14 protein-coding genes are annotated in these 13407 nt (G+C 60.0%); 5 read left to right on the forward strand and 9 right to left on the reverse strand.

Annotated features, from left to right (window positions below; translation table 11 throughout):
• Positions 1-15: 15 nt before the first annotated feature.
• Complete coding sequence (locus ACOYXH_RS25865; RefSeq protein ID WP_095049537.1) at positions 16-729, forward strand: PA5502 family lipoprotein; 714 nt, start codon at positions 16-18, stop codon at positions 727-729.
• Between the two features lie 122 nt (positions 730-851).
• Here ACOYXH_RS25865 and katE read toward each other — a convergent pair whose 3' ends face one another.
• Positions 852-2993 (reverse strand): catalase HPII, encoded by a 2142-nt coding sequence (gene katE / locus ACOYXH_RS25870; RefSeq protein ID WP_460410887.1) that lies wholly within the window; start codon positions 2991-2993, stop codon positions 852-854.
• Positions 2994-3253: 260 nt separating this feature from the next.
• Here katE and ACOYXH_RS25875 point away from each other — a divergent pair, with 260 nt between their 5' ends.
• The 3 genes from ACOYXH_RS25875 (at position 3254) to ACOYXH_RS25885 (ending at position 5782) form a co-directional block, all read left to right on the forward strand.
• On the forward strand, positions 3254-4261 hold the full coding sequence (locus ACOYXH_RS25875) for a methionine ABC transporter ATP-binding protein (protein ID WP_016986453.1): 1008 nt from the start codon (positions 3254-3256) through the stop codon (positions 4259-4261).
• Positions 4261-4935 carry a methionine ABC transporter permease gene (locus tag ACOYXH_RS25880; protein ID WP_160054515.1) on the forward strand — a complete coding sequence of 225 codons (675 nt, stop codon included), beginning with the start codon at positions 4261-4263 and terminating at the stop codon, positions 4933-4935. Before ACOYXH_RS25875 ends, ACOYXH_RS25880 begins: the two co-directional genes overlap by 1 nt.
• A gap of 76 nt (positions 4936-5011) precedes the next feature.
• A complete protein-coding gene (locus ACOYXH_RS25885; RefSeq protein ID WP_095125096.1) occupies positions 5012-5782 on the forward strand; it encodes a MetQ/NlpA family ABC transporter substrate-binding protein in 771 nt (256 codons plus the stop codon).
• A gap of 252 nt (positions 5783-6034) precedes the next feature.
• On the opposite strand, the gene ACOYXH_RS25890 is transcribed toward ACOYXH_RS25885, so the two are convergent.
• From ACOYXH_RS25890 to ACOYXH_RS25910, 5 genes are read right to left on the reverse strand one after another with little or no spacing between them, the layout of a single operon-like run.
• Positions 6035-6670: an SCO family protein gene (locus ACOYXH_RS25890; RefSeq protein WP_008081211.1), complete on the reverse strand. Its 636-nt coding sequence runs from the start codon at positions 6668-6670 to the stop codon at positions 6035-6037.
• Positions 6667-7566, reverse strand: a complete 900-nt coding sequence (cyoE, locus tag ACOYXH_RS25895; protein ID WP_077575206.1) for a heme o synthase — start codon at positions 7564-7566, stop codon at positions 6667-6669. Before cyoE ends, ACOYXH_RS25890 begins: the two co-directional genes overlap by 4 nt.
• Positions 7554-8633 (reverse strand): COX15/CtaA family protein, encoded by a 1080-nt coding sequence (locus ACOYXH_RS25900; RefSeq protein ID WP_095113101.1) that lies wholly within the window; start codon positions 8631-8633, stop codon positions 7554-7556. Before ACOYXH_RS25900 ends, cyoE begins: the two co-directional genes overlap by 13 nt.
• Positions 8634-8643: 10 nt before the next feature.
• Positions 8644-9237 (reverse strand): hypothetical protein, encoded by a 594-nt coding sequence (locus ACOYXH_RS25905; RefSeq protein ID WP_095125097.1) that lies wholly within the window; start codon positions 9235-9237, stop codon positions 8644-8646.
• A complete protein-coding gene (locus ACOYXH_RS25910) occupies positions 9203-9943 on the reverse strand; it encodes an SURF1 family protein (protein WP_320413702.1) in 741 nt (246 codons plus the stop codon). Before ACOYXH_RS25910 ends, ACOYXH_RS25905 begins: the two co-directional genes overlap by 35 nt.
• A 71-nt stretch (positions 9944-10014) precedes the next feature.
• Between ACOYXH_RS25910 and ACOYXH_RS25915 the strand changes: the two genes are divergently transcribed.
• Entirely contained in the window at positions 10015-10218 is a 204-nt protein-coding gene (locus ACOYXH_RS25915; protein ID WP_007911731.1) for a twin transmembrane helix small protein, read from the forward strand.
• Between the two features lie 9 nt (positions 10219-10227).
• Here ACOYXH_RS25915 and ACOYXH_RS25920 read toward each other — a convergent pair whose 3' ends face one another.
• The 3 genes from ACOYXH_RS25920 to ctaD form a co-directional block, all read right to left on the reverse strand.
• Positions 10228-11115 carry a cytochrome c oxidase subunit 3 gene (locus ACOYXH_RS25920; RefSeq protein WP_320413703.1) on the reverse strand — a complete coding sequence of 296 codons (888 nt, stop codon included), beginning with the start codon at positions 11113-11115 and terminating at the stop codon, positions 10228-10230.
• 25 nt (positions 11116-11140) lie between these two features.
• Entirely contained in the window at positions 11141-11692 is a 552-nt protein-coding gene (locus ACOYXH_RS25925; protein ID WP_460066598.1) for a cytochrome c oxidase assembly protein, read from the reverse strand.
• 126 nt (positions 11693-11818) lie between these two features.
• Positions 11819-13405, reverse strand: coding sequence for a cytochrome c oxidase subunit I (gene ctaD, locus ACOYXH_RS25930; RefSeq protein ID WP_007911725.1), 1587 nt, complete (start codon positions 13403-13405; stop codon positions 11819-11821).
• Between the last annotated feature and the right edge of the window lie 2 nt (positions 13406-13407).

Below are 13407 nucleotides of genomic sequence, written 5' to 3' on the forward strand. Positions count from 1 at the left end.
TAGAGAGTCGCAGGAATGAAGCCGTTCGCCTCCCGTTATCTGCTCCTTGTCGCATTTTCAGTGCTACTGGGCGCCTGCCAAAGCACGCCGCCGGTGGCCGAAGTCCCCGATGCGCGAGCTACGGCCATCGCACAGCTGGAGCAAAGCCTGGCCAGCAGCGAACTGGCCACTGCCGAAGATCAGTTGGCCGCTTTGCAGAAAGAAACCCCAAACGATCAATCCCTTGAGCAATACCAGCGGCAATTGGCCGAAGCGTATCTGCGTCGCAGCCAGATCGTGCTGCAGAAGGGCGATGTGAATGCTGCCGCTACGGCGTTAAGCCGTGCTCGCGCGTTGATGCCGAAAGCGCCGGCGCTGACCGGTGGCGTCAACGGTGCCATTACTGAAGCGCGCAAGGCTGAGCTGGAAAAGGCTGAGGCTGCATTGCTGGCCGCCGAGGCCAAGCCGAAAGCTAAAGTGATTGATCCGACCGCTGAGAGCACTACGGTTGCGCTGAACATCACCGATAGCCGCAAACTTCGTCGTCAACTCGACGCGATCGCCGCTGATGTGGTGAATTACGAGTGTGGGGTGACCATTCAGGCACCGCGCACCGATGACTATCCGTGGCTGGCGACTCTGCTGACCAAGCGGGTGAAGAAGTTGAACCCGGATTTTGATCTGAAGATCGTGAAACAGACCGTGCGCACAGTGCCGGCGCAGATGGTTCTGAGCCCGCGTAAACCCTAAGAAGCTTCGCGAGCAGGCTCGCTCCCACAGGGATCTCCAGAGAACACAAAATTCGTGTTTATAGGAGAACCCTTGTGGGAGCGAGCCTGCTCGCGAAAGCGGTCTTTCTATTCCCGAAGATCTTAAGCCGGAATGGCTTTCGCCTTAGGCTCCCGCGCCCAAACCCGATGCTGCCCGATCGCCGCAAAGAACGGCTTGGTCAACGCTGGCACATCCTTGCCCTGCAGCAATCCGTCATCCGCCTCCAGTTTCAGCAGATCCTGCAATTGCTTGGCCTCGCCGTGCAACGCAATCGCCTTCAGATGCTTGTACGCCTCCAGCAGGTAGTGCAGCGCCACGCCTTCGCCGCTCAACGCCTTCACCGACGCCGCGCCACCCGGCACGAACACCGCGTCAAAAATCACCGACGGCATGCCTTCCATCGAAGCATCTACTGGCAACATTTTGCCGTCAGCGGTCTTCACCGGCGCTGAAGTCGGGCCGAGTAACTTGGCATGCGCACCTTCAGCCGCCAAAGCCTTCTTAATCGCATCAATCGCTGCACTATCGACGCCATTCGCGGCAAGAATCGCCACTTTTCGCGTCTTGATGTTTTCCGGCAACAGGTTGGCCTGACTCAATGACGGCGAATGATCGAAAGAGGTTTTACGAGCCTCGACCGTGCCTTTGCTTGGTGCCGGAAGGCCCAGATTGGCGGCGACACGCTTGGCCAGTTCCAGATCGATGTTGGCCAGAATCTCGTTCACCTCCCGCGCACGGATAAATTCACGCTCTACCTTGCCCAGCTCGAAGCTGTAAGCGGCAATGATGTGCTCCTTCTCGTGATCGCTCATGCTGTTGAAGAATAGCGTCGCCTGAGAGAAGTGATCGCTGAACGACTCGCTGCGCTGGCGGATCTTGATCGCATCAATGCGCTCTGGATAACTTTCGAAACCACCGTCCTGCGCGGCCGGAGGGGTTTCTTTGGGCCAGCCGCCATCAATCGAGTTCGGCTCATACGAGGCGCGGCCCTTGTCGATCACCGTGCGGTGCTGCGCATCACGCTGGCCATTGTGGAACGGCGCAACCGGCCGGTTGATCGGCAACTCGTGAAAATTCGGCCCACCGAGTCGGCTGATTTGCGTGTCGGTGTAGGAAAACAGCCGACCTTGCAGCAGCGGGTCATTGGAGAAGTCGATGCCCGGCACGATGTGGCCAGGGCAGAACGCGACCTGCTCGGTCTCGGCAAAGAAGTTGTCCGGGTTGCGGTTCAGCGTCATCTTGCCCAGCGGCGTGATCGGCACGATTTCTTCGGGGATCAGCTTGGTCGGGTCGAGGATATCGAAGTCGAAGTCGTGCTCGTTTTCCTCCTCGATGATCTGTACGCCGAGTTCCCATTCCGGGTAATCGCCCATTTCGATCGCTTCCCAGAGGTCGCGACGGTGGTAGTCGGTGTCTTTACCGGCAAGCTTCTGCGCCTCGTCCCACACCAGCGAACAAGTGCCGGCGGTAGGGCGCCAGTGGAATTTGACGAAGCGCGATTTGCCCTCCGCGTTGATCAGACGGAAGGTGTGCACGCCGAAGCCCTGCATGCTGCGCAGGCTTTTCGGGATCGCCCGGTCAGACATCGCCCAGATGACCATGTGCGCCGATTCCGGCACCAGCGAAACGAAATCCCAGAAGGTATCGTGAGCTGAGCCACCGGTTGGGATTTCATTGTGCGGTTCGGGTTTCACCGCGTGGACGAAGTCGGGAAACTTGATCGCGTCCTGAATAAAGAACACCGGCATGTTGTTGCCGACCAGGTCGAAGTTGCCTTCATCGGTGAAGAACTTCACCGCGAAACCGCGTACGTCACGCACGGTGTCGCCGGAACCGCGTGGGCCCTGAACCGTGGAAAAGCGCACGAACACTGGAGTCTTCTTGCCCGGATCTTGTAGGAAACCGGCCTTGGTCAGCGTCGAATGGTTCTCGTAGGCCTGAAAGAAACCATGCGCGCCGGTGCCGCGCGCATGGACGATGCGTTCCGGGATCCGCTCATGGTCAAAATGCGTGATCTTTTCCCGCATGATGAAGTCTTCAAGCAGCGACGGCCCACGAGGGCCGGCCTTGAGGGTGTTCTGGTTGTCAGCGATCTTCACACCTTGGTTGGTGCGCAGGGCCTGGCCGGTGGCGTCGGAGCGAAACTTTTCCAGGCTGTCGAGTTTGGCGTTGGTGTTGGCGCGATCCGGGGCATCGGTTCCGGCCATCTGGCTTTTATCGGTCGTAGGCTTCTTGCTCATCAGTCGTAAACTCCTCGGTTGACCCCGATGCTGGCCGGGGACTCTTGAGTGGTTCCCGGGCACGGCACCCAGGGTTTTCAAGTCGCTTACTTAGTGACTGATGGGCTGCTTTGGACGTTCCTTTTTTATGACCTTTGATCTTGTTATTGCCAAATCGAAGGTTAATTGCGAAATAAATGCTAAGAACCTCTATACGGACAGGCTAAAATGCGCGCCCGGCTAACCGCTGATCCTTTTCTAACGCGCCCCACAAGGTTCGCTACGTGATCGAGTTTCAAAACGTCCACAAGACTTACCGCGTCGCCGGTAAGGACATTCCCGCGCTGCACCCGACCAGTCTCTCTATCGAGAACGGGCAGGTGTTCGGCCTCATCGGCCATTCCGGCGCGGGCAAAAGTACCCTGCTGCGTCTGATCAATCGCCTGGAGAACTCCAGCGGCGGCAAGATCATCGTCGACGGCGAAGAAGTCACCGCGCTGGACGCCAACGGCCTGCGCCGTTTCCGTCAGCAAGTCGGGATGATCTTCCAGCACTTCAACCTGCTCGCCTCCAAGACCGTGGCCGACAACGTTGCGTTGCCGCTGACCCTGGCCGGCGAACTGTCGGGCAGCGAGATCGACAAGCGTGTCGCCGAGTTGCTGGCGCGGGTCGGTCTGTCCGACCACGCCAAGAAGTACCCGGCGCAATTGTCCGGCGGTCAGAAGCAGCGCGTCGGCATCGCCCGCGCCCTGGCGACCAAGCCGAAGATTCTGCTGTGCGACGAGGCCACCAGTGCCCTCGACCCGCAGACCACCGCGTCGGTCCTGCAACTGCTGGCCGAGATCAACCGCGAACTGAAACTGACCATCGTCCTGATCACCCACGAGATGGACGTGATACGTCGCGTCTGCGATCAAGTGGCGGTGATGGACGCTGGCGTGATCGTCGAGCAAGGTTCGGTGGCCGATGTGTTCCTGCATCCAAAACACCCGACCACCAAGCGTTTTGTGCAGGAAAGCGAGCAGATCGACGAAAGCGAGCAGCGTGATGACTTCGCTCACGTGCCGGGCCGCATCGTGCGTCTGACCTTCCAGGGCGAAGCGACCTACGCGCCGTTGCTTGGCACCGTCGCCCGGGAAACCGGCGTCGACTACAGCATCCTCGCCGGTCGTATCGACCGCATCAAAGACATTCCGTACGGGCAATTGACCCTCGCCGTCACCGGTGGCGACATGGAAGCGGCGTTCGCCCGCTTCACCGCCGCTGACGTTCACATGGAGGTATTGCGCTAATGGAAGACCTGATCAGTTTCTTCACCAATATCGACTGGTACGAAATCTGGCTGGCAACCGGCGATACGATGCTGATGCTCGGTGGTTCGCTGCTGTTCACCGTATTGCTCGGCCTGCCGCTGGGCGTGTTGCTGTTTCTGTGCAGCCCGCGTCAGTTGCTGGAAAACCGTGGCCTCTACGCGTTCATGTCGCTGGCGGTGAACATCCTGCGTTCGCTGCCGTTCATCATTCTGTTGATCGTTATGATCCCGTTCACCGTGCTGATCACCGGCACGTCGCTGGGCGTGGCCGGTGCGATTCCGCCATTGGTCGTGGGTGCCACGCCGTTCTTCGCGCGTCTGGTGGAAACCGCGCTGCGTGAAGTCGATCGCGGCATCATCGAAGCGACTCAGTCGATGGGTGCGACCACGCGGCAGATCATCATCAACGCCTTGTTGCCGGAAGCGCGCCCAGGCATCTTCGCGGCGATTACGGTGACGGCGATTACACTGGTGTCCTACACGGCAATGGCCGGTGTGGTCGGTGCCGGTGGTCTCGGCGACCTGGCGATCCGTTTCGGTTACCAGCGTTTCCAGACAGACGTGATGATCGTCACTGTGGTGTTGCTGTTGATTCTGGTGCAAGTGCTGCAGATGGTCGGTGATCGACTGGTCGTGCATTTCTCGCGCAAATAAGCAGTTTTGTATTGAACAGATGAGCCGGCCATTCGCTGGCAGGCGCCAGACGGTCGCCTCATAAGGAGTTAGCTGAATGAAAAAACTGATCGCTGCTTTTGCTGCCGTTGCAGCATTCTCGGCCCACGCCGAAACCCTGACCGTTGCCGCCACTCCGGTGCCGCACGCAGAAATCCTCGAGTTCGTGAAGCCGGCGCTAGCCAAAGAAGGCGTGGAGCTGAAGGTCAAGGTCTTTACCGACTACATTCAGCCGAACGTACAGGTCGCGGAAAAGCGTCTGGACGCCAACTTCTTCCAGCACCAGCCGTATCTCGATGAGTTCAACAAGGCCAAGGGCACTAGTCTGGTTGCCGTGACCGGTGTGCACCTGGAGCCGCTGGGCGCTTACTCGAGCAAGCTCAAGGACCTGAAGGATCTGCCAAGCGGCGCCAACGTGGTGATCCCGAACGACGCCACCAACGGCGGCCGCGCGCTGTTGCTGCTGGCCAAGGCTGGCGTGATCACTTTGAAGGATCCGACCAACATCCTGTCGACCGTCAAAGACATTGCGACAAACCCGAAAGACCTGAAAATCCGTGAACTGGAAGCCGCGACCATCCCGCGCGTGCTGACCCAGGTCGATCTGGCGCTGATCAACACCAACTACGCGCTGGAAGCCAAGCTCGATCCGTCCAAGGATGCGCTGGTGATCGAAGGTAACGACTCGCCGTACGTGAACATCCTCGTGTCCCGCGCGGACAATAAGGACAGCGACGCGATGAAGAAACTCGCTGCTGCGCTGCACAGCCCGGAAGTGAAGAAATTCATTACCGAGAAGTACAAGGGTGCGGTATTGCCGGCGTTCTGATTCAGGAATGCTGCAACGAAAAGGGGACGCCATGCGCGTCCCCTTTTTTGTGTCTTGTGCTTGGCTTTGGACCTGCTGTGAAGCTTCCCCTCACCCCAGCCCTCTCCCGAGGGAGAGGGGGCCTATCTTCAAGCTTTTCGAGCCTGAGTTCGACTCACAATTGCAGGTCGGCGCAACTCGAACAAACACCTCGGTCAGTTCCCTCTCCCTCTGGGAGAGGGCTAGGGTGAGGGGCTTTTCGCTCTTCAGCTTTTATTTGCGGTTAAGCATCACCGGCAGCTGCGCAACCAGTTTGGCATTATTCAACGGCGCCCGAATAAACCCCCGCTGCGTCCCGTCCGGGCCGATCACCGCGAGATTACCGCTGTGATCCACCGTGTAATTCGGCTTACTGGTATCCGCCGGAATAAACGGAATACTCACCGCGTTCGCCACCTTCTGCAGCTCTTCGATCGAAGTCGGCGTCAGGCCAATGAACTGCGGATCAAAATAGCCTAGGTACTGCTTCAACTGCTTGGGGTTATCGCGGTTCGGATCAACGCTGACCAGCACGATCTGCAACTTATCCACAGCGTCTTTCGGCAGCTCACTCTTGATCTGCCGCAACTGCGCCAACGTTGTCGGGCAGATGTCCGGGCAGAACGTGTAGCCGAAGAACAGCAGGCTCCACTTGCCTTTCAACTCGTTGATCGCCACCGGTTTGCCGTCCTGATCGGTCATCGTCACATCCGGCAGATTGCGGCTCTGCGGCAGCAGGATAATGCCGGCGTCGATCAGCGCAGTCGGGTCGCCCTGGCCCTTGCCGCTCAGTACTTTGTTGACGGTAAGTCCCAGGATCAGCGCGATCACGGCGACGAGGATGAAGACGGTTTTCTGGGTTCGAGTCATAGGTTCAACAGTAAGTAGTGGTCTACGAGCAGGGCAATGAACAGCAGAAACAAGTACCAAATAGAGTACTTGAAGGTGTTGATCGCCGCGTGCGGCCGAGTGCCACGGTACAGCACCACGGCCCATTGCAGAAACCTTGCGCCGAGGGCGAGGGCGCAAATCAGGTAGAGCATGCCGCTCATGTGAATCACGTAAGGCAGCAGACTTACCGCCAGCAGCGCAAAGGTGTACAGCAGAATGTGTACTTTGGTGTAGTGCTCGCCGTGGGTGACCGGCAGCATCGGGATGTCGGCCTTGGCGTATTCCTCTTTGCGATGGATCGCCAGCGCCCAGAAGTGCGGCGGCGTCCAGGCGAAGATGATCAGCACCAGCAACAACGGTTCGGCACTGACGTGGCCGGTGGCAGCCGTCCAGCCGAGCAGCGGTGGCGCGGCGCCGGCGAGGCCACCGATAACGATGTTCTGTGGCGTCGCGCGTTTGAGGAAACCGGTGTAGATCACTGCGTAACCGAGCAGCGAAGCCAGGGTCAGCCAAGCCGTCAGCGGGTTGGTGAAGGTCAGCAACAAGGCCTGCCCGAGCAGCGCCAGCACCAGTGCAAAGGTCAGCGCCGCCGCGGGCGACACCCGGCCTTCCGCCAATGGCCGTTTGTGTGTGCGCGCCATCACCGCATCGATGCGCCGATCGACCACATGGTTGACCGCCGCCGCGCCACCGGCACACAACGCAATGCCCAGATTACCGAACACCAGTACCGTCCACGGCACCCCGGCGCGGGTCGCGAGGAACATGCCGACCAGCGAGGTGATCAGCATCAGCACCACGACTTTCGGTTTGGTCAGCTCCAGATAATCACGCCAGATCGCCTGATGCGGGCGCTCGCCAATCAGAATCGCCACGGTGTTTCTCCTTTTATGGTGATGGGCGCGGCCGCGTGTTTGCGCGGGCTCAGGCGCCAGCGCGCGAGCACCGGTTGTTTGACCCGGACCAGGCTGGTGCGCGCGTGGTAATTGACCAGCACCATGGTCAGCAACAGCGCCGCACCGCCAGCGTTATGCGCGACCGCCACCGGCAGCGGCAGATGGAACAACACGTTGCTGATGCCGAGGGTGATCTGTGCGGCGAGGGCGATCAGCACGAGGCCGGCCAGCCGCGTCATGCCAACCACTTTCAATTGCCAAGCGAGACCGAGCAGCACCAGCGTCACCAGCAGCGCGCCGATACGATGAGTCAGGTGAATCGCCGTGCGTGCATCGCTGTCGAGTTGCCCACCCAGATAATTCGGGCCGATGTGCTGGGTCAGGTGAAAACCGTTGGCGAAATCCGCCGGTGGCAACCATTGCCCGTGGCAGGTCGGGAAATCAATGCAGGCCACCGCCGCGTAGTTGGAACTGACCCAGCCACCCAGCGCAATCTGGCCGATCACCAACAACAATCCCGCCGTCGCCCAATACTGCAAACGCTTGGGCACGGTCAGCGCCGGCAGCACACCGGACAATCGCAACGTCAGTAAAAACAGCAGACTCAGCGTCGCAAAGCCGCCGAGCAAATGCCCGGTGACCACCTGCGGCCAGAGCTTGAGCGTCACCGTCCACATGCCGAACGCCGCTTGCGCGAACACTACGGCCAGCAGGAACAGCGGCAACTTCAACGGCTGCCCCGGATGACGACGGTTAACCCACGCGCGTCCGGCCAGAATCGAAATAAGCAGGCCGAGGGTACCGGCGAAATAGCGGTGGATCATCTCGTTCCAGCCCTTGTGCGCCTCCACTGGCGAGTCGGGGTAATGCAGTTCGGCATGGGCCAGTTGGGCTTCGCTTTTCGGCACGCTGATAAACCCGTAGCAGCCCGGCCAGTCCGGACAGCCTAAGCCTGCGTGGGTCAGGCGAGTGTAGGCGCCGAGCAGCACCACAATAAGTGCCAGCAGGGTGGCAAACAGCGCGAGGCGAAATCCAGGTTTGGCCATGACGATGCCCTTATCCGATGTTCGACAGTTTCAGCAGGTGCCGCAGGTCGTTGAGCAGATCCTTGCCTTTTACATTCGGCTCGTAACGCAGTACGAGATTGCCGTGAGGGTCGATGATCCACAGTTGCGGCGTGGCTTTGTCGCCGGTTGTCTTGCTGAACACACCGGCGTCCAGCGGGTAGCGTTGCAGTTGCGGATATTCGCGGGTCAGCTTGGCGTCGTAATCAGCGCTCACCGGTTGCGCAGCAGCAAGGGCGTGGCTTGCGCGGCCGGCATCGCGACCGAGGCCGATCTGGATCTGCCGCGCCAGATACACCAGTTGCTGGCAGTCCACCGCGCAGTCTTTCGGTGCGGTGACCAGTATCTGCCAGCGCTCTTCCTCCGCTTGCACGCCGAGGTCGGCGCGGGTCTGGCCGTTGCCGATCAGTTCGCCGTGATAGCTGCGACCTTCTGGCACCCAGAACTGCAATTTGTACATGCCGGTGGCGAGCACCATCGGCCCGATCACGCCAAGCACAATCAGCAATAACTGAATGCGCCCGCGACGACGGGTGGCGGCAGGCTTCGCCTCAGACATGCTGGGTGGATTCATGGCCGTTCCCATGGTGGTTCTCCTTTGCGTTGTGCAAGCCCAAATAGACGTAGAGGCCGAGCAGGGCGGTGGCCATGGCGAACCACTGCACGGCGTAACCGAGGTGTTTTTCCGGGCCCATGGCGACCACCGGCCAATCGGCCTCGTAGCTGGCCGGGCCGGGTTCGGCGCGTAATTCGTAGGTGAAGCCGTCGCGCTCAAGGGTTTTCCACAGCTTGACGGGTTCGACGGCAGTGATGGTTTGCGGCCAGGTGCTGCTGACCGGGTCGGCGTGCAACTGAAAAGTGGCGCCAGGGGCGACGTAGACCCAGGCATCGACATTCAACGCTTCACTGGGCGTAGTGAATTGTGGCGGCACGCGGCGATCCGGCCACGGCAGCCAGCCGCGATTGACCAGCAGCCACAATCCGGTGCGTTGATCCTGAAAGGGTTGCAGCAACTCGACGCCGACCTTGCCGTTACGCTGGCGGTTATCCAGCAACAAGCTGTGCGCGGCATCGAACTGACCGTGCAGATGCACGCGGCGATAAGCCGGATCAGCGCTATTGAGCAGTTCGCTGCTGGCCATCGGTTCGGCAGCGCGGCGTTCCGCGTAACTGGCGAGCAGGGCGGTTTTCTCGGCACCCCGACTCAATTGCCAGAAGCCCAGCGACACCAGCAGCGGCAGCAACAACGCCACCACCACGGTCGGTATCACGCCTGGGCGAAAGCGCTTCATGGCTGCGCCACAAAGTCAGTCGTTGCGATCGCTATACTCAACTGCATCGCCTGTCCCCCGGAGTTCTTCCCATGCTCAAAACAGCCATCGTCCTGATGCTGATTGCCACGGTGATCAGCCTGTTCAGCGGCCTGTTTTTCCTGGTCAAGGACGACAGCAGTTCCAATCGCCTGGTCATCGCCTTGAGTGTTCGGGTGGCATTGGCCGCCGCCACCGTCGGCTTGATCGCCTGGGGCTTTTACAGCGGCCAATTGGTGTCGCATGCGCCTTGGTAGCGTTGATCCTCAGAGTACGTAAACGAAGATAAACAGGCCGATCCACACCACGTCGACGAAGTGCCAATACCAGCTCGCCGCTTCGAAGCCGAACTGGTGCTCGTTGTCGAAATGGCCCTTCATGATGCGCATCAGCATCACAAACAGAATGATCGTGCCGATGGTTACGTGGGCGCCGTGGAACCCGGTGAGCATGAAGAACGTCGCGCCATAAATGCCCGAACCGAGGGTCAGGCCCAGTTCGTGATAGGCGTGAATGTATTCCTCAGCCTGGAAGCCAAGAAACGCGCAACCGAGCAGCACGGTGATCGCCAGCCAGATTTTCAGCGCGCCGCGATGACCTTTTTTCAGGGCATGGTGGGCGATGGTGATGGTCACACTGGAGCTGACCAGCAGAATCGTATTGATCAGCGGCAGGCCCCACGGGCTGATGACGTCCTTGGGCGGCGGGAACAGTTTCGGGTCCGGCGTGTGCAGCAGCGGCCAGGTGAACTGGAAGTTCGGCCAGAGCATGTGCGCGAGGCCTTTGGTGCCTTCACCGCCGAGCGCCGGCCCGGAGATGTGTCGCACGTAAAACAGCGCGCCGAAGAAGGCGATGAAGAACATCACTTCGGAGAAGATGAACCAACTCATGCCCCAGCGAAACGAGCGATCCAGCTGCGCGCTGTAAAGGCCCGCGCGGCTTTCCTTGATCACCGCCCCGAACCAGCCAAACAGCATGTACGCCAGCAACAGGCTGCCAACGAAAAAGATGTACGGGCCGTGGGATTCCGGACGCGTCGCCTTCAGATCGTTGAACCAGACGGCCAGGCCGTAGACGGTAATGGCCATGCCGAAAGTGGCGATGATCGGCCATTTGCTCTGGGCCGGTACGTAATAGTGCTCATGAGTTGCCATTTATTGTTCTCCTTATCGGGCACGCTCAACCGCCAGTGTTTACAGCCACCGGTGGATGTCGGGCGGTGATATCGAACAGCGTGTAGGACAGCGTCAGGTGCTTCACATCCTTGGGCATGTCGCGGTCAACAATGAAGCGCACCGGCATTTCGATCTGCTGACCGGGCTGCAGCACCTGCTGGGTAAAGCAAAAGCATTCGGTCTTGTGGAAATACGCCGCCGCATTGCTCGGCGCGATGCTCGGCACGGCTTGCGCACTCATCGGTTTGTCGGTGGGGTTGCGCGCGATGAAGATCATCTCGTTGACCGCGCCGGGGTTGGCGGTGAGTTCGTCATGCTTGGGGTAGAAATCCCAGGGCATGTCGGCGGTGTTGGTCGAGAGAAACTGCACACGGATCTGGCGAGAAGTGTCGACCACTTGCTCACCCTCGTACTGCCCACCGGTCTTGCCGTTGATGCCGAAGGCTTTGCACATCACGTCGTAGATCGGCACCAGGGCAAAACCGAACACAAACATCGCCACCACCACGCCGAGCAGGCGGGTGACGAGTTTTTTCATCGAGATCGAATCAGCCATGGTTCATGCCTCTCATCAGATCCCTTGTGGGAGCGAGCCTGCTCGCGAAGCAGACAACTCGGTGCATCAGATGAACCGCGTCATCGTTCTTCGCGAGCAGGCTCGCTCCCACAGGGAGATCTGTGTTCATTTCACTTCCGGCGGTGTGGTGAAGGTGTGATACGGCGCCGGTGACGGCACGCTCCACTCCAGACCTTCCGCACCATCCCAAGGCTTGGCCGGTGCTGGCGGGCCGCCGCGAATGGTCTTGATGACGATGAACAGGAAGAATATCTGCGTCGCGCCGAACATGAACGCGCCAATCGAGGAGACCATGTTGAAGTCGGCGAACTGCAGGTTGTAGTCCGGAATCCGTCGCGGCATTCCCGCAAGCCCGACGAAGTGCATCGGGAAGAAGGTCAGGTTCATGCCGACGAACGACAGCCAGAAATGCAGCTTGCCGAGGGTTTCGTCGTACATGTGGCCGGTCCATTTCGGCAGCCAGTAGTAAGTCGAGGCGAAGATCCCGAAGATCGCCCCCGGCACCAGCACGTAGTGGAAGTGCGCGACCACAAAGTAGGTGTCCTGGTACTGGAAGTCTGCCGGGGCGATGGCCAGCATCAGTCCGGAGAAACCGCCGATGGAAAACAGGATCACGAACGCCACCGCGAACAGCATCGGCGTTTCGAAGGTCAGCGAGCCTTGCCACATGGTGCTGGCCCAGTTGAACACCTTCACCCCGGTCGGCACCGCGATCAGCAGCGTGGCGTACATGAAGAACAGCTCGCCCACCAACGGAATGCCGACCACGAACATGTGGTGCGCCCAGACGATGAACGACAGGAAGGCGATGCTCGCCGTCGCGTAGACCATCGAGGTGTAGCCGAACAGCGGCTTGCGCGAGAAGGTCGGGATGATCGAGCTGACGGCGCCGAAGGCCGGCAGGATCATGATGTACACCTCGGGATGCCCGAAGAACCAGAACACATGCTGGAACAACACCGGGTCACCGCCACCGGCAGCACTGAAGAAACTGGTGCCGAAGTGGATGTCCATCAGCATCATCGTCACGCACCCGGCCAGCACCGGCATCACCGCGATCAGCAGGAACGCGGTGATCAGCCAGGTCCAGACGAACAGCGGCATTTTCATCAGCGTCATGCCGGGAGCGCGCAGGTTGAGGATGGTCGCGACCACGTTGATCGCGCCCATGATCGAACTGATCCCCATCAAGTGGATGGCGAAGATGAAGAAGGTCACGCTTTCCGGTGCATAAGTCGTCGACAGCGGCGCATAGAACGTCCAGCCGAAGTTCGGCCCGCCACCCGGGGTGAACAGGGTCGACACCAGGATCAGGAACGCCGCCGGCAGCAGCCAGAAGCTGAAGTTGTTCATCCGTGGCAGGGCCATGTCCGGCGCGCCGATCATCAACGGGATCATCCAGTTGGCGAGGCCGACGAAGGCCGGCATCACCGCACCGAAGACCATCACCAGACCGTGCATGGTGGTCATCTGGTTGAAGAACGCCGGTTCGACGATCTGCAGCCCTGGCTGGAACAGTTCGGCGCGAATCACCATCGCGAACGTACCGCCGAGCAGGAACATGGAAAACGCAAACCACAGGTACAGCGTGCCGATGTCCTTGTGGTTGGTGGTCAGCACCCAGCGCATCAGGCCTTTGGCGGGGCCGTGGGCGTGGTCGGCATGACCGTGGTCATCGATGACAGCGCTCATGG

Source organism: Pseudomonas sp. Mb7, assembly GCF_054790525.1.

Bases quoted from the DNA above. Each gene is read 5' to 3' on its own strand.
- ACOYXH_RS25865 (WP_095049537.1), top strand. From the start codon at position 16: ATGAAGCCGTTCGCCTCCCGTTATCTGCTCCTTGTCGCATTTTCAGTG.
- ACOYXH_RS25880 (WP_160054515.1), top strand. From the start codon at position 4,261: ATGGAAGACCTGATCAGTTTCTTCACCAATATCGACTGGTACGAAATC.
- ACOYXH_RS25885 (WP_095125096.1), top strand. From the start codon at position 5,012: ATGAAAAAACTGATCGCTGCTTTTGCTGCCGTTGCAGCATTCTCGGCC.
- ACOYXH_RS25890 (WP_008081211.1), bottom strand. From the start codon at position 6,670: ATGACTCGAACCCAGAAAACCGTCTTCATCCTCGTCGCCGTGATCGCG.
- ACOYXH_RS25900 (WP_095113101.1), bottom strand. From the start codon at position 8,633: ATGGCCAAACCTGGATTTCGCCTCGCGCTGTTTGCCACCCTGCTGGCA.
- ACOYXH_RS25905 (WP_095125097.1), bottom strand. From the start codon at position 9,237: ATGGGAACGGCCATGAATCCACCCAGCATGTCTGAGGCGAAGCCTGCC.
- ACOYXH_RS25910 (WP_320413702.1), bottom strand. From the start codon at position 9,943: ATGAAGCGCTTTCGCCCAGGCGTGATACCGACCGTGGTGGTGGCGTTG.
- ACOYXH_RS25915 (WP_007911731.1), top strand. From the start codon at position 10,015: ATGCTCAAAACAGCCATCGTCCTGATGCTGATTGCCACGGTGATCAGC.
- ACOYXH_RS25920 (WP_320413703.1), bottom strand. From the start codon at position 11,115: ATGGCAACTCATGAGCACTATTACGTACCGGCCCAGAGCAAATGGCCG.
- ACOYXH_RS25925 (WP_460066598.1), bottom strand. From the start codon at position 11,692: ATGGCTGATTCGATCTCGATGAAAAAACTCGTCACCCGCCTGCTCGGC.
- ctaD (WP_007911725.1), bottom strand. From the start codon at position 13,405: ATGAGCGCTGTCATCGATGACCACGGTCATGCCGACCACGCCCACGGC.